Consider the following 18,197-nt stretch of genomic DNA (forward strand, 5'->3'; position numbering starts at 1 on the left):
TGAGTCGCTGTAAGTATTAATGCGGCATCGTTATTAGCCTGTAAATCGTTACGTGTGCTGTAGCTCTTGTTACTGGTCAAGCGGCTGAGTCGCTGTAAGTATTAATGCGGCATCGTTATTAGCCTGTAAATCGTTACGTGTGCTGTAGCTCTTGTTACTGGTTAAGCGGCTGAGTCGCTATAAGTATTAATGTGGCATCGCTGTTAGCCTGTGAATCGTTATGGGTGCTACGGCTATTGTTGCTGGTCAGGCGACTAAGTCCGTTAAGCAAGACCTCGGGCTCGGTGCCAGACAATCTGTTTTCTCAAAACCTGGTCAATATCGCGCCAGGTAGTGACGATATTGACTACGTCGCCGGTAGTCCTTTTCATTATCCGCATTATTTTCAATATCTTAGATAAACAGAAACCTGGCACGCATCTTGTAATAAAGAAGAATATCTTTAATCAGGAGTACGCTAATGGAAATTTTCTTTGTTCTCGGCTTCTTTGTCATGCTGCAACTCACCGGCGTTTCTCTACTGGGTATTATCCTGGCGGTAATCGTTGCCAGCGTGGTGATGATGTTTGCGGGATTGCTAATGATGGTGGTTAAAATGCTGCCATGGCTGGCGCTTGCCGTGGCCGTTGTATGGATTTATCGCGCCTATAAAAAGCCGTCGGCAACAACAAAGCGTTGGATATCTCGCTAATATCAATGCGTTGTCGACAAAGTTGCAGACTGTAATGCGGTATCGATCACAACCTGACAGTTTTCATAGATGATTTTGCAATTAAGCATATTTTTTACTTATCAATTCTGCCAGGATGGCTCCACTGAATTTCCAAAATTCATCGCCGCTGACCCTACAAACAGCGCGAACTATAAAAAAGAAAAATGGGCTTCCTTCGGGAAGCCCAGCTTATTTCCGGCATCTGAAACGCGAGAAGCGAATCAGGGGATAAGCAGGCTGGAACCCTGCGTGACGCGGCTTTCCAGCGTTTTATGCGCCTGCTGAGCATCCGTCAGCGCGAACTTCTGCTGCTCCGGCACATCTACCTTAATCGCGCCGCTGGCAATCAGCGAAAACAGCTCGTTGCTGGCCTGAGTCAACGCGTCCGCTGTAGTGATATAGCCGTTCAAAGAGGGACGGGTAACATACAGCGAACCTTTCTGGTTAAGAATGGCCAGATTTACGCCGCTAACCGGGCCTGACGAATTGCCAAAGCTGACCATCAAACCCCGCCGCTGTAAGCAGTCCAGAGAAGCTTCCCAGGTATCTTTACCTACCGAATCGTAAACAACGCGCACTTTCTTGCCGTTGGTCAGTTCCAGCACGCGTTTCGCTACGTCTTCTTCACGGTAGTTAATGGTGGCCCAGGCCCCAGCCTCTTGCGCTCTGGCCGCTTTTTCCGCCGAGCCTACGGTGCCTATCAGATGCGCGCCCAGCGCTTTCGCCCACTGGCAGGCTATCAGTCCCACGCCGCCGGCCGCCGCCTGGAAAAGGAAAGTTTCATCCGGCTGCACGACATAAGTCTGGCGCAGCAGATAATGTACGGTCAGGCCTTTCAGAAACGAAGCCGCCGCCTGTTCAAAAGAGATACTGTCAGGCAAGATAGCCAGCTTATCGGCTGCAACGGCATGATACTCGCTGTAAGCGCCGAGAGCAGATTGTGCATAGACCACGCGATCGCCCGCTTTTACCATCGTCACGCCTTCACCCACGCTTTTTACTATGCCTGCCGCTTCCGTGCCCAGTCCACAGGGCAAAGAGGCCGGATAAAGCCCGCTGCGTACATAGGTATCAATGTAATTGATGCCGATGGCCTTGTTCTCAACTACCACTTCGCCCGCCGCTGGTTCAGGCATGGCAACGTCAATCACCTGCATCACTTCCGGCCCGCCGTGCTGGCTGATTTGTATACGTTTTGGCATGGTCACTCCTGTTGATTCGGCGTCATTCGGGGAGGACGAAAGGTCGCCAAACGGGTATACTGGCGCGTCCCCACACAAGGTATTACATCACTATGGCAGGAAATAAACCCACCAACAAATCCAATGAAAACCGTGAGCCGCGCGACCGGCAAATGGAAGGGCTGAAGCTGCCGCCCCATTCTCTGGAAGCGGAGCAATCCGTGTTGGGCGGACTGATGCTGGATAACGAACGCTGGGATAACGTGTCCGAGCGCGTGGTGGCGCAGGACTTTTTCAGTCGTCCGCACCGCATGATCTTCAGCGAAATGCAGCGCCTGCTGGAAATGAGCAAGCCTATCGATCTGATCACGCTTTCAGAATCCCTGGAAACCAAGGGCGAGCTGAACATGGTTGGCGGCTTTGCTTATCTGGCCGAGCTATCTAAAAATACGCCAAGTGCGGCGAATATTGGTGCCTATGCCGATATCGTGCGTGAACGTGCAGTTGTCCGCGAAATGATCGCGGTGGCAAATGAGATCGCTGATGCCGGTTACGATCCGCAGGGTCGTTCCAGTGAAGACTTGTTGGATCTGGCCGAATCACGCGTTTTCCAGATCGCAGAAAATCGCGCCAACAAGGATGAAGGGCCAAAAAGCGTCGATCAAATTCTGGAAGCGACGATCTCCAGGATCGAATCGCTCTATCAGACGCCGCACGATGGGGTAACCGGCGTGGATACCGGTTATCAGGATCTGAATAAGAAAACCGCTGGCCTGCAGCGTTCGGATCTGATTATTGTCGCGGCTCGTCCGTCGATGGGTAAAACCACATTTGCCATGAACCTCTGCGAAAATGCGGCGATGCTGCAGGATAAACCGGTGCTGATCTTCAGCCTGGAGATGCCCGGCGAACAGCTGATGATGCGTATGTTGGCTTCCCTTTCGCGCGTCGATCAGACACGTATTCGTACCGGCCAGCTCGACGACGAGGACTGGGCGCGTATCTCCAGCACGATGGGTATTCTGCTGGAGAAAAAGAACATGTTTATCGATGATTCGTCCGGCCTGACGCCAACGGAAGTACGTTCGCGCGCGCGCCGTATTTTCCGCGAGCACGGCGGGCTGAGCATGATTATGATCGACTACCTGCAGCTGATGCGCGTGCCGGCGCTTTCCGATAATCGTACGCTGGAAATTGCAGAAATCTCCCGCTCGCTAAAGGCGTTGGCTAAAGAGTTGCAGGTGCCGGTGGTGGCGCTGTCGCAGCTTAACCGTTCTCTTGAGCAGCGTGCGGATAAACGCCCGGTCAACTCGGATCTGCGTGAGTCCGGCTCTATCGAGCAGGATGCCGACCTGATTATGTTTATCTATCGTGACGAGGTTTATCACGAGAACAGCGATCTGAAAGGCATTGCGGAAATCATTCTGGGCAAGCAGCGTAACGGTCCTATCGGGACGGTCCGCCTGACCTTTAACGGCCAGTGGTCGCGCTTTGACAACTACGCCGGGCCGCAGTACGACGACGAATAAAATAGTGTTGGACAACAGAGCGGCAACTGGGGTTATCTGTCCGGCAGGAAATGCTTAGCCGCCGGACGAATAATGACCCAGATTGATGATTATGATCTCAAGATATTGACCTTACTGGAAAGCAACGGCCGCCTGACCAATCAGGAGTTGAGCGATTTAGTCGGGCTTTCTGCTTCCCAATGCTCCCGTCGTCGTATCAATCTTGAACAGGCCGGGCTGATCCTCGGCTACCATGCCCGGCTATCGCCCGATGCGGTTGGCCTGGGCATGATTGGCCTGATCGAAGTTCGCCTTATCAACCACACCGAAGAGTACGTCGACAGCTTCCACCATATGGTCGCCGGGCAGTCAGCTATTGTGGACGCCTATAAAACCACGGGCGACGCTGACTATCTGTTAAAGGTCGCCGTGGCCGATCTGGCAGGTTTAAGCGCTTTAATCAGCCAGCTGGTGGCGGGGCACAAAAGCGTGTCGCATGTGAAAACGTCCGTGGTGCTTAGCCGTCTGAAAGAAAACGGCATGATGACGCCAGGCTGTGCTTAAAGAGCTGTTTCGGGGCGCTGTGGATCAATCTGGTGCACGTAAACCTGGCCTAATGCGTAATCTGTGCAGTAAAAGCAAATTTCATGCACGTCATTTCTGTTTTTCAGTGTTTCCATGCACAAAGCAGAAAATTTAATTGCTGGTTTATCAGTAAGTTAATCAATCCTTTGAAAATATAGATTTTTCATGGGTAAAGTGGTGCGCTTTTTGCTGGAAATAAGGTTATTTCCCGGAGGATCAGCATCATGGATAATGTCGTTCAGCCCGCCAGCATCCCGCATACCTTTGTCGAAGATGCGCTTGCACTACTGTTTGGCACGTTAATGGTTTCTTTTGGCGTGATGCTTTTGAAAAGCGCCGGAGCGTTAACCGGCAGCACCGCCGGTGTCGCCTTTCTTATCAGCTATCTGACCCATACTTCTTTTGGCGTGGCTTTCTTTCTGATTAATCTGCCGTTTTACTGGCTGGCTGCACGCAGAATGGGCTGGGCTTTCACGGTCAAAACCTTTTGCGCGGTTGGGCTGGTGTCGCTGTTCAGCCACCTGCATCCGCTTTTTATCCATTTTTCCGCGCTGGATCCCTTTTATGCGACACTGTTCGGTAACGTCGTCATGGGCGTCGGGTTTATAGTATTGTTTCGGCACAAGGCTAGCCTGGGCGGCATAAATATTCTGGCGCTGTGGCTGCAGGATCGTTACGGTATCCGTGCCGGAAAGCTGCAAATGGCGGTTGATACCTGCGTGGTGCTGGCCTCGCTGTTTGTGGTGTCGCTGCCGATGCTGGCGGCCTCCATCGCGGGCGCAGCGATCCTCAATCTGATTATTGCGATGAACCACCGTCCTGGCCGCTATTCTGTCTGAAGAATGACAAAGGCAAGGCGTCCGTTGCCGTGGCAGCCTGACCTAACTTATCAATGGAGATTTTCACCGTGTTTCAAAACGTCGACGCCTACGCTGGCGATCCAATTCTTTCCCTGATGGAAACCTATAAGCAGGATACGCGCCCGCATAAAGTTAACCTGAGTATCGGGCTTTACTATGACGGACAGGGCGTTATCCCACAGCTGAAGGCGGTTGCCGCCGCAGAAGCACGTCTGAATGCCCAGGCGCACGACGCCTCTCTCTATTTACCGATGGAAGGTTTGCCGGCATATCGCAGTGCGGTAGCGCCTTTGCTGTTTGGTCAGGATCATCCGGCACTGAAAGCGGGACGTATCGCCACCATCCAGACCGTTGGCGGCTCCGGCGCGCTGAAGGTTGGCGCTGATTTCCTGAAGGCCTATTTTCCGGGATCTCAGGTTTGGGTCAGTAACCCAACCTGGGAAAACCATATCGCCATCTTTTCCGGCGCAGGTTTCCAGGTAAATACCTATCCGTGGTATGACGATGCCACTAACGGCGTGAAGTTCGAAGAGCTTGTTGCCGCGCTGAAAACGCTGCCGCCGCAGAGTATCGTACTGCTGCATCCGTGCTGTCATAACCCGACCGGTGCCGATCTGACTAACGAGCAGTGGGACAACGTGACGGAAGTGCTAAAAGAGCGCGACCTTATCCCGTTCCTGGATATCGCCTATCAGGGTTTTGGTAGCGGAATGGAAGAGGATGCCTATGCGATCCGCGCTATTGCCGCCGCCGGTTTGCCTGCGCTGGTCAGCAACTCTTTTTCTAAAATTTTCTCGCTATATGGCGAGCGCGTCGGTGGCCTGTCCGTGGTCTGTGAGGATGCAGAAGAAGCCTCCCGCGTGCTTGGTCAGTTAAAAGCTACCGTGCGCCGCAACTATTCAAGCCCGCCAAACTTTGGCGCACAGGTCGTTGCCTGCGTGCTGAATGATGCACAGCTGAAAGCGGACTGGCTGGCGGAAGTTGAGGCGATGCGCGTGCGTATTTCCACGATGCGTCAGGCGCTGGTGGACGTGCTGACTACGGCGGTGCCGGGCAAAAACTTTGACTATCTGTTAAAGCAGCGCGGCATGTTCAGCTATACCGGCCTGAGCGCGGCGCAGGTCGATCGCCTGCGCGACGAGTTCGGTATCTACCTGATCGCCAGCGGACGTATGTGTGTGGCTGGCCTGAACAGTGATAACGTGCATCAGGTTGCCGAGGCTTTTGCTGCGGTGATGTAATTTTTTCTGGCCACCGTCGTTCTGACTGTGGCCATCTTTTCTCGTCCCCACCGGCCTACGGCGATAAATATTAACCGAACGATAACAACCCAACCTCATACAATTTTTATATACTAAACGGCTCATACGGAGACCGTTTATGTCCAGCAGCAACTCTCAGGCGTTGTCCGAACGCTCTTTTTCTGAAGAAGTATGGCGTGGCATGCTTGCCACTCTTCCCATTCTTATTGGCATACTGCCATTTGGTCTCTTGCTTGGTGCGCAGGCGCAGCAGCAGGGGTTCTCGCTGTTTAACCTGACGTTAATGACAGGGCTAAACTTCGCTGGCGGTTCGGAGTTTGCGGCTGTAGCGCTGTGGGCTTCGCCACCGCCTCTGCTGACTATTGTGCTGGTCACTCTGCTGGTCAATAGCCGCCATCTGTTGATGGGCGCGGCGCTGGCTCCTTCTCTGGCACATCTGCCGCCGCGTAAAGCGCTTTTCGCGCTTTTCCTGATGTGTGATGAAAGCTGGGCTATGAGCATAACGGATGTCGCCAGACGCAGAGCGGCAGGCCTTTATCCTTCGTTCAATACGGGTTTTTATGCCGGTGTGGCGGGGTCGCTTTGGTTTACATGGATATTTGCCACCGGGCTGGGCGTAATTGTTGGGCCAGTGTTAGGGGATATCACGCGCTGGGGGTTTGATATGGCGTTTCCGGCCGTTTTTCTGGTTCTGCTGAAAGGTATGTGGAAAGGCTTTCGCTCCGGTTTGCCGTGGCTGGTAAGCCTGATTTGCGCAGGCGCAACCTATCACTATTTTCCCGGTGCCGCCTACGTGCCGGTTGGCGCGGCCAGCGGCATTATTGCCATCCTGCTGCTGAACAGGAAAGTTTCATGAGCCTGACGTTACTGACTATTGTATTAATGGCCGCAACTACTTATCTGACGCGTATCGCGGGCTACCTGTTGTTGCGTGACAGAGTGCTTAGCGCCCGTACCAAAGCAATCATGGAAGCCGCGCCCGGCTGTGTCCTGATTACGATCGTTGCGCCTCACTTTGTGACGACCAGTCCGGCAGATCTGCTGGCGTTAGCTATTTCTCTGCTGGCTGCGATGCGCTTTTCCCTGTTACCTGTTGTAGTGATTAGCGTAGTAGCGACGGCTTTGTTACGTCATCTGCTTTAAACCATTGAGTCAGAGCAGCACTCTTTTTGCCGTTTCGGGTTTACCTTTTGGCCGCTTGCTGCACACTTAACGGGACTCACTCAGCTAAGGAGCATCACAATGTGGTATCAGCAAACGCTTACCCTGAACCCTAAAACCCGAGGTTTTCATCTGATTACGGATGAAATAACGCAGGAGCTGCGACGACTTGGCGATGTACAGGTAGGGCTGTTGCATCTGCTGTTGCAGCATACCTCCGCCTCGCTGACGCTGAATGAAAATTGCGATCCTACGGTCAGAAGCGATATGGAAAACCATTTTCTGCGTCAGGTGCCGGAAAATGCACGTTATGAACACGATTACGAAGGCGCAGACGATATGCCAGCGCATATCAAGTCCTCATCGCTGGGCGTTTCGCTAACGCTGCCGGTAAGCCGTGGGAAATTGCTGCTGGGCACTTGGCAAGGCATCTGGCTGGGCGAGCATCGTAATCAAGGCGGCAGTCGCCGCATTATCGCTACGCTACAAGGGGAATAACATGAACGTATCGGATCTTCTGTCTTACTGCATGGATAAGCCGGGAGCGGAGCAAACTGTTAATAGCAACTGGAAGGCAACGCAAATTAAAGTGGATGACGTGCTGTTTGCGATGGTGCATGAGGTCAACGGACGGCCTGCCGTGGCGCTAAAAGCAACGCCTGCGCTGGCGGATTTACTGCGTGAAAAGCATGATGATGTTGTACCCAGCGAACACCTTAACAAATCGCACTGGAGCACCGTGCTGCTCGACGGGTCGCTGAAGGACTCACAGATTTACTATCTGGTGGATGCCTCGCTTCAGCAGGCGCTGGAAACGAAGACGGCATAGGAAAGCATGCGAACTGGCGCTGCGTTATTGCCTGTGCAAGATGGCATCCGCCCGGCGTTGCTTTATCACTTTTGCAGCCGGCATGACGCAGAGACTGGCTGTACCGACACCAGTCCCGCCCGCTATGGCCCGGACGCTGCTTACAGCATTTACCGGGCCAACAGGCTATAACAACGTTACTTCGTTAAAAATCTGGCGGGAAACTAGCCGCGCAGCGAAGCAATATCAATCACAAAGCGGTATTTCACGTCGCTTTTCAGCATGCGCTCGTAGGCTTCGTTGATTTCATCCATTTTGATCATCTCAATATCGGAGGTGATATTGTGCTTGCCGCAGAAATCCAGCATCTCCTGCGTTTCTTTAATGCCGCCAATCAGTGAGCCAGCCACGCTGCGACGCTTAAAGATCAGGTTAAACACCTGCGGTGATGGATGGTCATGTTCCGGCGCGCCAACCAGCGTCAGCGTGCCGTCCCGGCGCAACAGACTGATAAACGGGTTCAGATCGTGCGGGGCCGCAACGGTATTCAGAATAAAGTCGAAGCTGTTGGTATGCTGCGCCATCTGCTCCGGGTCTTTGGAGATAACGACTTCATCCGCGCCCAGACGCTTACCGTCTTCCACTTTAGAAGGAGAAGTGGTGAACAGCACGACGTGCGCGCCCATCGCATGCGCAATCTTCACGCCCATATGGCCTAAGCCGCCCAGGCCCACAATACCCACTTTTTTACCCGGGCCTACGCCCCAGTGATTTAAAGGTGAAAAAGTCGTGATACCGGCGCAAAGCAGCGGGGCGGCACCGGCAGGATCCAGATTTTCCGGAACGCGCAGCACAAAATCTTCGTTCACAACGATCTGGGTTGAGTAGCCGCCGTAGGTGATATCACCCGTTTCACGATCTTCACCGTTATAGGTGCCGGTAAAGCCATTTTCGCAATACTGCTCCAGGTCTTCTTTACAGTTATCGCAGGTACGACAGGAATCAACCAGACAACCTACACCCACCAGATCGCCTGCTTTGTATTTGTGCGAATGGCTGCCGACGGCGGTAACGCGGCCAACAATTTCATGGCCAGGAACGACCGGAAAAATCGTGTTTTTCCACTCGTTACGGGCCTGATGCAGGTCGGAATGGCAGACGCCGCAGTAAAGAATTTCGATCTGTACATCGTGCTCACGCAGTTCGCGCGGCTGGAACTCAAACGGCGCGAGTCTGGAATCGGCGCTTTTCGCGGCATAAGCATGGGTAATGTTCATGATCTCTCCTGTAAAGGGAATGGCAAAGCGTACGGAAAAATGCTGATGCCGCGTAAGAAAACCGTCAACAGCAGCCCGTTAAGCATAATGGTCATCGCCGTACAGAGGTATGCCGGAACCTCTTTAAATCTTGCCCAATCCTGCAAACCTTTGGTTGAAAGAGCATAATTTTGGGAAAAATCGCAGAGGTTTATCGTAGAGAAGGAAGAAATTGCAGTAGAAAAAGCGCGGTTATAAAACGGTGCGGCAGAGTCGGGAACCCGAACTAAAGACAAAATCACAACGGAAGCTAAAGGGCAGATAAAGCCAAAGCGAAAGTCCAGATGAAGCCAACGCCCAGGTCAAAGCCTGAATCTAAGCCAGTGCCAGAATCTAAACCCGCCAGCGGGCGCTCAGGGAAAACCAGCGTGAGCAGCAATCTGCCCACGCTGTAGCGCTTATTTTGCCAGTAAAGGCTTCAGGAAGCGTGCGGTATGCGACTCTTTGCACTCCGCCACCGTTTCCGGCGTGCCGGAAACCAGAATCTGGCCGCCACCGCTGCCGCCCTCCGGTCCCAGGTCAACAATCCAGTCGGCGGTTTTGATCACGTCAAGGTTGTGTTCAATTACCACAATGGTGTTGCCCTGATCGCGCAGCTGATGCAGAACGGCCAACAGCTGTTGGATATCGGCGAAGTGCAGGCCCGTGGTCGGCTCATCAAGAATATAGAGCGTTTGACCGGTGCCGCGCTTCGACAGCTCGCGAGCCAGCTTCACGCGCTGCGCCTCACCGCCCGACAGCGTAGTAGCAGACTGACCGAGGCGGATATAGGAAAGCCCCACGTCCATCAGCGTTTGCAGCTTACGCGCCAGCGCAGGTACGGCATCGAAGAATTCGCGTGCTTCTTCGATAGTCATTTCCAGCACCTGATGGATGCTCTTGCCTTTGTACTTAATTTCCAGCGTTTCGCGGTTATAGCGCTTGCCCTTACACTGGTCACACGGTACGTAGATATCCGGCAGGAAGTGCATCTCTACCTTAATCACGCCGTCGCCCTGGCAGGCCTCGCAGCGCCCGCCGCGCACGTTAAAGCTGAAGCGGCCTGGCGTATAGCCGCGCGTACGCGACTCCGGCACGCCCGCGAACAGTTCACGCACTGGCGTAAAGATGCCGGTGTAGGTGGCCGGGTTAGAACGCGGCGTACGGCCGATGGGGCTTTGGTCAATATCGATAACCTTATCGAAATGCTCCATGCCGCTGACTTCACGATAGGGTGCAGGCTCGGCGATGGTAGCGCCGTTTAGCTGACGCTGAGCAATCGGGAACAGCGTATCGTTAATCAACGTCGACTTGCCGGAACCCGATACGCCGGTAATGCAGCTGAACAGGCCAACCGGCAGCGTCAGCGTAACGTCTTTCAGGTTATTACCTTTGGCGCCGCTCAGCTTAAGTACCTTGTTGGCATCCGCCTTGACGCGCTCTTCAGGCACCCGAATGCCGCGCTCGCCGCTCAGATACTGGCCGGTCAGCGACTCTTTTACCGCCATGATGTCGTCAACCGTGCCTTCTGCCACCACCTGGCCACCGTGCACGCCAGCGCCTGGCCCGATATCTATCACGTGGTCTGCGGCGCGGATCGCATCTTCATCATGCTCAACCACGATAACCGTGTTGCCAAGATCGCGCAGATGAACCAGCGTTTCCAGCAGGCGCTCGTTATCGCGCTGGTGCAGGCCTATTGACGGCTCGTCCAGTACGTACATCACGCCGACCAGTCCGGCACCGATCTGGCTGGCCAGGCGGATACGCTGCGCTTCGCCACCCGACAGCGTTTCGGCAGAGCGGGACATCGACAGATAGTTCAGCCCTACGTTAACCAGAAATTTCAGGCGGTCGCCAATCTCTTTCAGCACTTTTTCAGCAATTTTTGCGCGCTGCCCGCTGAGCTTCATGTTCTGGAAAAATTCCATCGCATGGCCGATGCTCATATCAGAGATGGTCGGCAGCGTGGTGTTCTCAACGTAAACGTGGCGCGCTTCGCGACGCAGGCGCGTACCTTCACAGGTAGCGCAGGCGCGGTTGCTGATAAACTTCGCCAAATCTTCACGCACGGCGTTAGATTCCGTCTCTTTATAGCGGCGTTCCATATTATGCAGCACGCCTTCAAACGGATGACGCCGAACGGACGTATCGCCGCGATCGTTAATGTACTTAAATTCAATGCTCTCTTTGCCGGAGCCGTACAGAATGATCTTGCGTGCTTTATCGCTCAGCGAGTCAAACGGCGCCTCAACGTCAAAGTTCAGATGTTCGGCCAGCGAGCGCAGCATCTGGAAATAGTAAAAGTTACGGCGATCCCAGCCGCGGATTGCGCCGCCCGCCAGCGACAGCTCCGGGTTTTGCACTACGCGATCCGGATCGAAATATTGCTGCACGCCCAGCCCGTCACAGGTTGGGCACGCGCCCGCCGGGTTGTTAAACGAGAACAGGCGTGGCTCCAGCTCGCTCATGCTGTAGCCGCAAATCGGGCAGGCGAAGTTAGCGGAGAAGATCATCTCTTCCGCTTGTGGATCGTCCATATCGGCTACCACCGCCGTACCGCCCGAAAGTTCCAGCGCCGTTTCAAACGATTCCGCCAGGCGCTGTTTCAGGTCTTCGCGTACCTTAAAGCGGTCGATAACGACTTCAATGGTGTGCTTTTTCTGTAGCTCCAGCTTGGGCGGATCGGAGAGATCGCAAACCTCGCCGTCGATACGCGCACGGATATATCCCTGAGAAGCCAGGTTTTCCAGCGTTTTGGTGTGCTCGCCCTTACGCTCTTTGACGATAGGCGCAAGCAGCATCAGGCGGCGGCCTTCCGGCTCTGACAGCACGTTGTCCACCATCTGGCTGACCGTCTGCGCCGCCAGCGTAACGTCGTGGTCCGGGCAGCGAGGTTCGCCCACGCGAGCAAACAGCAGGCGCAGGTAGTCATGGATTTCCGTGATGGTGCCGACGGTAGAGCGCGGGTTATGCGACGTTGACTTCTGTTCGATAGAAATCGCGGGCGACAGCCCCTCTATATGATCGACATCCGGTTTTTCCATCAGCGAAAGAAACTGACGCGCATAGGCGGAAAGCGACTCCACATAGCGACGCTGTCCCTCAGCATATAGCGTATCGAACGCCAGCGAGGATTTGCCCGAACCTGACAGGCCGGTAACAACGATCAGTTTGTCGCGAGGGATGATCAGGTTGATATTCTTCAAATTATGGGTGCGAGCACCCCGTACTTCGATCTTATCCATTCACAATTCCCGGATTAACACGGACGTCACCATGCCGGTCCGGCACGGCCAGAATTAAGCCTGTTAGTATGGCACAAAAAAACCTGAATGGATATACAGTGGTTTGATGTATAATGCGTCACAGGATGCTGGCGCGGCCAGGCTGCGGCAGGAAATTTGCCAGCCCGCTTAGACGCCTGGCGTTTAAGCTCTCTCCGGGAGCGAGCCTTTGCGATCCGCCTCGTAAAGCGGGATCTCTGGGTATTAACTCCCGGTGGGGCGTGTTAGAATTTCATCCTTAAGCTAAGAACATTTATCGGAGAGACGAACATGGCCAGCAGAGGCGTAAATAAAGTAATCCTGGTGGGAAATCTGGGTCAGGATCCGGAAGTCCGCTACATGCCGAATGGCGGCGCCGTTGCCAACATTACTCTGGCCACGTCCGAAAGCTGGCGTGACAAGCAGACCGGCGAAACCAAAGAGAAAACGGAATGGCACCGTGTGGTGCTGTTCGGCAAGCTGGCAGAAGTGGCAGGCGAATACCTGCGCAAAGGTTCCCAGGTTTATATCGAAGGTGCACTGCAAACGCGTAAATGGACCGACCAGGCGGGCGTAGAGAAGTACACTACCGAGGTTGTGGTCAACGTTGGCGGCACCATGCAGATGCTGGGTGGACGTCAGGGCGGCGGCGCACCGGCCGGTGGCGGTCAGAGCCAGGGCAACAACAACGGCTGGGGCCAGCCTCAGCAGCCACAGGGCGGCAACCAGTTCAGCGGTGGTCAGCAGCAGTCTCGCCCACAGCAGCCGCAGCAGAACAGCGCGCCAGCGGGCAATGAGCCACCAATGGATTTTGACGACGACATTCCGTTCTGATTGTCTGATATAAATAGCTAAATCAAAGGGTTAACTTGATTTATTGAGCTAGCCGCAGGCTGCTGGTAAGCCTGATGCAGGCCTGGCTTGTCCTTACCCGGTAATGGGTTTAAACCTCGAAAGAGGGAGGGAAGCATAGCACGTCAGGAAAAGGCTGGTCGCGAGGGGAATTACCTCCTTTGCGCCAGCCGCTGCAAACCCAAATGGTTAGGCCTGATGGGTTAACTCCTCATTCATAGTAGGTTTCGGGCTATCTAAGCCTCACGGTTATTCAGGGTCATATCGTAGTGGTCAATAATAATAACTGACTACAACTCTTGAGTTTTGGTTCCTGTCTTGACTTTCAAACCATAATTTATATATTTTCAATCGAAAAAATCCTGTTGTGCCAGTCAGGCTCGCTTAATTTCAGGAAAAATTAAAGGATCGTTAATAAAAGGGAATTTTAAATGATAGTGATTGTGTCCGTTACTAAAAAATATCGCGAGTTTTTAAAAAGCTCTCCGGCTATATACAAGCGGGGAGGCGTTTGTTCTGGCGCATGCTATACCTGGCTGGCATCAAATATGAGAACTCGAAATATTAACAGATACACGCAAGATGCTCTCTTGAATAGCAGTACTGAATTTTATGAAAAAGCCTTTTCAGCCCAACGTTACGCTAGTCGTGGTGGAACTTTTTCGATTTTCATGCAAAAAATTGAAGCACATAACGCCATAGCAAAAAACTCAGGATTACCTGCGCTACAGCTTGAAATGATTGGTTTTTTTAACGAGCAAAGAAGCTATCTGGAGAATTTTTTCAGGGAAAAAAACGGTAAAACGCAGGGCATGATATTCAGTATTGACTATGGAGACAATCTTGATCTTCATGCAGTAGCCCTGTTAAAAATAAATAATAAAATATATTGGTATGATCCAAACAGGGCGGTTTATTTACTGGGGGAACACGACGGTTTTGGTAAAGTCGCCACAATGCTTAGATTAACATACGGTAGAGTAACTTTTATTTCTGGCTATATAGTTAAATTTACCATTTAGAACCGGTCAAGCGCGATATCCCTTCATATTTATTATGTGGGAGGTTTTTCCTGCGTTTTAACGTCTCGCTACGTTATGCTCATTAGTGCCTGTCGCTTTTATTCATTCCGCTCTGGACTTCATTCCGCGCTGGATTTCATTCCGCTCTGGATATAGTCGACCAGCGACGACTATTATCCAGTAACGCGACGGGTGCCCTTCCTGCATTTGTCCATATTTATGAGCGATAATTGTCATAATGTGACGAGGATGAATATTAATCAGAGAGCAAAGAAAAGAGCCTTAGCGGAACAGCGAGTAAAACAGGCCGCGCCGTCTATCCTTACTGAAAAGGAGAAAGCATGAACCTGAAAAATAACGTAGTTAACGCTGGCGATTCCCCCTTTATTTCCGATTGCGCCCTCAAAGATGTCACTCTGCCAAACGGCATCAGGCTGCGCGCCGCAGTGATGGGCACCGGCAGGCCTTTAGTGTTGCTGCATGGACATCCGCAGAACTATCTGACATGGCGCAAAATTGCGCCTGAACTAAGCAGACGGTTTACGGTAGTGATGCCGGATCTGCGCGGCTATGGCGACAGCGACAAACCTGAAGGCGACGCTGAACACCGCTGCTATTCAAAAAAGGTGATGGCCGAAGACATTATCCAGCTGATGGCCGCGCTGGGTTATCAACAGTTCTCTTTTGTTGGCCACGATCGCGGCGGACGGGTAGGGCATCGGCTGGCCCTTGATTATCCCGATCGTGTCGATCGCTGCGTCTTTATAGATATTGCGCCGACGGCAACCATGTATGCATTAACGGATAAAGCTTTTGCCACACGTTATTTCTGGTGGTTTTTCCTGATCCAACCCGCGCCGCTGCCGGAGAGAATGATCGGTAACGATCCGGCTTTCTTTTTGCAAAAACATATCGAGGACCAGTTGAAAACGCCCGGTGCGACGGAGCCGGAAATCTTTGCCGACTATCTGCGCTGTTATCAGAATCCGGCAATGATCCACGCAACCTGTGAAGATTATCGCGCGGCGGCCACTATCGATCTGGAAGATGACAGGGCGGACAGTAATAAGCGCATTGCGTGCCCTTTACTGCTGCTATGGGGAGAAAAAGGCACGGTTGGCCAGCTCTATGACGTTATTGCCACGTGGCGGGAAAAAGCACACGACGTCAGCGGCCACGCTTTGCCCTGTGGTCATGTACCGCAGGAAGAAATACCGGAAAAAACGCTGACGGCGTTACTGCCTTTTTTAACCTGAGCCAGTGAGAACCTAATGTTAAACGGGCTTAGCTAAGCAGAATACCGGCACCAACAATAAACTGCGCGTGGTACGGCCGCGTGCATCGTCTGCAGCAATAAACAACGCCATGGCGGCGACATCGCGGCACTGAAAGGTAATATCCAGCGGCCGTTGATTAGATGGTCGGCCTCTTTTGGTAAAGTTTCGTAATCAAACAGCCTGAACCGTCTGGCAGGCGAAAGCAGTTTTGCGTACGAATCGTCGCCTGATTATCGCTTTTAAATTTTAAACGACGGCCGAGCGGCCGTGACGTAAAGTTTATTTTCATGCCTCTTTTGCGGCTCAGGCCCGTCGTAGCGCCCTTTAACCGCGATGGAAGGAAGGGGCAGTAAAAATAAACATTGCTTAACTGAGTCAGGCATGACTTAATAGCGACATCGGTTTGGAATACAGACCTTATGAAAGCAGTTTTAGTAAAGCAGTCCTCAGCGCAAGCGTTATCCAAAGATATCCTTTCTCCTGATCTTCTTCTAAGTGCCCATAAGTTATGCTCTGGAAACAGGCCTTCATGCCATTTCAAGTGGCTCAAAAATTAAGGAAATATCGATGTCTGGTAAAATGACTGGTTTAGTAAAATGGTTTAACGCGGATAAAGGTTTCGGCTTCATTTCTCCGCAAGACGGCAGCAAAGACGTATTTGTACATTTCTCTGCAATCCAGGGTAATGACTACAAAACGCTGGACGAAGGTCAGAAGGTTGAATTCACCATCGAGAATGGTGCTAAAGGTCCTTCAGCCGCTAACGTTGTTGCGCTGTAATATTACGACCATAATTCTGCTGTAATGTGATCCCTGCGCTTACGATAGCGATGAAGGCAACAGCCTGAGCAGCTAAGCGAAAAATGACAGACAGCAAAAAACCCGCCTCCGAGCGGGTTTTTTTATGCCTGAAATCTCAGCTCTGCCAGCCTAAGCTTTCCACGATAATCCGGCGATAGGCGGTATCAATCTGTGCCGGGACACGCTGAATATAATCCCTGGCATGCTCACGCGTTTCACCCTGCAAAGCAGTAAGATAGGCTACCGCCTGTTCGATCGGCGGAATGCAATTTTCTACATGATCGTTACGCGGCGGCAGCGCGGTCCAGATTAGCGCATCAATGTTTCTGGCTTTTGCCCACTCTGCCAGCAGGCCAGCTGACGTATCCGTTACCTTCAGCGAACCAATGCCGTCATTGCGTTCCGCCGGAACAGCTTCGCGCTGTTTTAATAACTGAATGGCAGTAAACAAATTATCAACGTCAAGCCATGCCCAAAGCACGGGAACGGGGTCGGCATTCAGGCAGATGGCCGTCGCCAGCTCACCGCCGTCGCTGATACGGGAAAATTCAATTGGCAGGCGGGGGCCATCCTGTTTCCACTCACCGGCAACCGGCAGCACGCCGGGCTTCCAGATTAGCGATCCCCAGCCAAGGCAGGCAATTCTCATTCTGTTCTTCCTGATTAATAAAAGGTTAGCGGCGCTTACCTACTATGGCCTGGTCTTGACGTACCCGCCACTATGCCAGAAGCGAAGATGAAAGGTGCGTAAAAACCCACCGCGCCGCAGCGATTAAAACCAGGCCGCTGGCTAGCCTGCCTGAAACATAATGGTATCGGTGCTGAACGATCCGTCCGGCTGGATGGCATAGTGGTGTTTTACGCTGTCCGAAGCTTTAGCCTGCAACAGGCGGATTGCCTGCGTCAGTTCATCCGGCGTCTGCATTCTTTCGATCCAGCTGCTGAACTCCAGATCCAGACGATCGACGGCCAGGCGGTTAACGGCCATGCCGCTTTCATTCACCATCGACAGCCATTCGCCCTGTGAATAATCCCTGACGTGGGAAGGATCGCGCAGCATCTCAACCGTTTGCAGCCAGACGTCTAATATGGGCAGACCGGGCGAAGCGATATCCATCAGGATAAATTTTCCGTCGGGTTTTAAAACGCGTTTGACCTCACGCAGCGCCATACCCACATCGTGCCAGTGATGCGCCGAATAGCGGCTAATGACAATATCAAAGCTGGCAGCAGCAAAAGGCAGGGCTTCCGCTGGCCCATGCGCGGTGGTCAGGTTGTGCAAACCGCGTTCGGCAGCGGCTTCACTCACTACCTTCAGCATTTTTTCTGACAAATCGTAAGCGGTTACCTGAGCTACCCGGCTGGCGGCGGCAAAGCTGGCATGTCCTGCGCCGCAGCCGATGTCCAGCAGCGTGGCCTGCGCATCATCGCTTAACCACTGCACCAGCCTTTGCAGATCGGCACCCTGAGCATGAACGGTGCTGTCCAGATAAGCCTGAGCCTGGTCGCCAAACTGACTTTCAACTAAAACTTCGTGACTGTTTTTCATGGTAAAACGCCTTTTTCCAGAAGTAGATAATGACTATACGATCTGCCTTAAGGGGGTA

18 protein-coding genes are annotated in these 18,197 nt (G+C 52.8%); 13 read left to right on the forward strand and 5 right to left on the reverse strand.

Annotated features, from left to right (window positions below; translation table 11 throughout):
* Positions 1–460: 460 nt before the first annotated feature.
* Positions 461–691, forward strand: coding sequence for an envelope stress response protein PspG (gene pspG / locus KUE00_RS17495; RefSeq protein WP_246761274.1), 231 nt, complete (start codon positions 461–463; stop codon positions 689–691).
* Between the two features lie 242 nt (positions 692–933).
* On the opposite strand, the gene KUE00_RS17500 is transcribed toward pspG, so the two are convergent.
* Positions 934–1,914 carry a quinone oxidoreductase gene (locus KUE00_RS17500; RefSeq protein WP_246761275.1) on the reverse strand — a complete coding sequence of 327 codons (981 nt, stop codon included), beginning with the start codon at positions 1,912–1,914 and terminating at the stop codon, positions 934–936.
* A gap of 92 nt (positions 1,915–2,006) precedes the next feature.
* On the opposite strand from KUE00_RS17500, the gene dnaB reads away from it, so the two are divergent.
* From dnaB to KUE00_RS17540, 8 genes are all read left to right on the forward strand, one after another.
* Entirely contained in the window at positions 2,007–3,422 is a 1,416-nt protein-coding gene (gene dnaB, locus KUE00_RS17505; protein ID WP_246761276.1) for a replicative DNA helicase, read from the forward strand.
* Positions 3,423–3,494: 72 nt separating this feature from the next.
* Positions 3,495–3,965, forward strand: a complete 471-nt coding sequence (locus tag KUE00_RS17510) for an Lrp/AsnC family transcriptional regulator (RefSeq protein ID WP_246761277.1) — start codon at positions 3,495–3,497, stop codon at positions 3,963–3,965.
* A 245-nt stretch (positions 3,966–4,210) separates the two neighbouring features.
* Entirely contained in the window at positions 4,211–4,825 is a 615-nt protein-coding gene (locus KUE00_RS17515; RefSeq protein WP_246761278.1) for a YitT family protein, read from the forward strand.
* Between the two features lie 68 nt (positions 4,826–4,893).
* Positions 4,894–6,087 carry an amino acid aminotransferase gene (locus tag KUE00_RS17520; protein ID WP_246761279.1) on the forward strand — a complete coding sequence of 398 codons (1,194 nt, stop codon included), beginning with the start codon at positions 4,894–4,896 and terminating at the stop codon, positions 6,085–6,087.
* Positions 6,088–6,226: 139 nt separating this feature from the next.
* Positions 6,227–6,964 carry an AzlC family ABC transporter permease gene (locus KUE00_RS17525; RefSeq protein WP_246761280.1) on the forward strand — a complete coding sequence of 246 codons (738 nt, stop codon included), beginning with the start codon at positions 6,227–6,229 and terminating at the stop codon, positions 6,962–6,964.
* Complete coding sequence (locus KUE00_RS17530) at positions 6,961–7,251, forward strand: AzlD family protein (RefSeq protein ID WP_246761281.1); 291 nt, start codon at positions 6,961–6,963, stop codon at positions 7,249–7,251. The genes KUE00_RS17525 and KUE00_RS17530 overlap by 4 nt, the downstream gene beginning before the upstream one ends.
* Positions 7,252–7,350: 99 nt before the next feature.
* Positions 7,351–7,767 carry a secondary thiamine-phosphate synthase enzyme YjbQ gene (locus KUE00_RS17535; protein ID WP_246761282.1) on the forward strand — a complete coding sequence of 139 codons (417 nt, stop codon included), beginning with the start codon at positions 7,351–7,353 and terminating at the stop codon, positions 7,765–7,767.
* 1 nt (position 7,768) lies between these two features.
* Positions 7,769–8,098, forward strand: coding sequence for an MmcQ/YjbR family DNA-binding protein (locus KUE00_RS17540; RefSeq protein WP_246761283.1), 330 nt, complete (start codon positions 7,769–7,771; stop codon positions 8,096–8,098).
* Positions 8,099–8,301: 203 nt separating this feature from the next.
* On the opposite strand, the gene KUE00_RS17545 is transcribed toward KUE00_RS17540, so the two are convergent.
* The gene (locus KUE00_RS17545; protein ID WP_246761284.1) at positions 8,302–9,354 is read right to left on the reverse strand and encodes an NAD(P)-dependent alcohol dehydrogenase; all 1,053 of its coding nucleotides are present in this window, start codon (positions 9,352–9,354) and stop codon (positions 8,302–8,304) included.
* A 437-nt stretch (positions 9,355–9,791) separates the two neighbouring features.
* Positions 9,792–12,620, reverse strand: coding sequence for an excinuclease ABC subunit UvrA (uvrA, locus tag KUE00_RS17550; protein ID WP_246761285.1), 2,829 nt, complete (start codon positions 12,618–12,620; stop codon positions 9,792–9,794).
* A 309-nt stretch (positions 12,621–12,929) separates the two neighbouring features.
* Here uvrA and ssb1 point away from each other — a divergent pair, with 309 nt between their 5' ends.
* The 4 genes from ssb1 to cspE all read left to right on the forward strand — a co-directional run bounded on the left by ssb1 (position 12,930) and on the right by cspE (position 16,569).
* Positions 12,930–13,472: a single-stranded DNA-binding protein SSB1 gene (gene ssb1 / locus KUE00_RS17555; RefSeq protein WP_246761286.1), complete on the forward strand. Its 543-nt coding sequence runs from the start codon at positions 12,930–12,932 to the stop codon at positions 13,470–13,472.
* Between the two features lie 449 nt (positions 13,473–13,921).
* A complete protein-coding gene (locus KUE00_RS17560) occupies positions 13,922–14,512 on the forward strand; it encodes a hypothetical protein (protein WP_246761287.1) in 591 nt (196 codons plus the stop codon).
* A gap of 341 nt (positions 14,513–14,853) precedes the next feature.
* A complete protein-coding gene (locus tag KUE00_RS17565) occupies positions 14,854–15,768 on the forward strand; it encodes an alpha/beta fold hydrolase (protein ID WP_246761288.1) in 915 nt (304 codons plus the stop codon).
* Positions 15,769–16,356: 588 nt separating this feature from the next.
* Positions 16,357–16,569 (forward strand): transcription antiterminator/RNA stability regulator CspE, encoded by a 213-nt coding sequence (gene cspE, locus KUE00_RS17570; RefSeq protein ID WP_125290184.1) that lies wholly within the window; start codon positions 16,357–16,359, stop codon positions 16,567–16,569.
* Positions 16,570–16,705: 136 nt separating this feature from the next.
* On the opposite strand, the gene KUE00_RS17575 is transcribed toward cspE, so the two are convergent.
* Together KUE00_RS17575 and KUE00_RS17580 are read right to left on the reverse strand one after the other, a co-directional pair.
* A complete protein-coding gene (locus KUE00_RS17575; RefSeq protein ID WP_246761289.1) occupies positions 16,706–17,239 on the reverse strand; it encodes a hypothetical protein in 534 nt (177 codons plus the stop codon).
* A 141-nt stretch (positions 17,240–17,380) separates the two neighbouring features.
* A complete protein-coding gene (locus KUE00_RS17580) occupies positions 17,381–18,139 on the reverse strand; it encodes a class I SAM-dependent methyltransferase (RefSeq protein ID WP_246761290.1) in 759 nt (252 codons plus the stop codon).
* Between the last annotated feature and the right edge of the window lie 58 nt (positions 18,140–18,197).

The sequence above is a fragment of the Erwinia phyllosphaerae genome, assembly GCF_019132875.1.
Taxonomy (GTDB): domain Bacteria; phylum Pseudomonadota; class Gammaproteobacteria; order Enterobacterales; family Enterobacteriaceae; genus Erwinia; species Erwinia phyllosphaerae.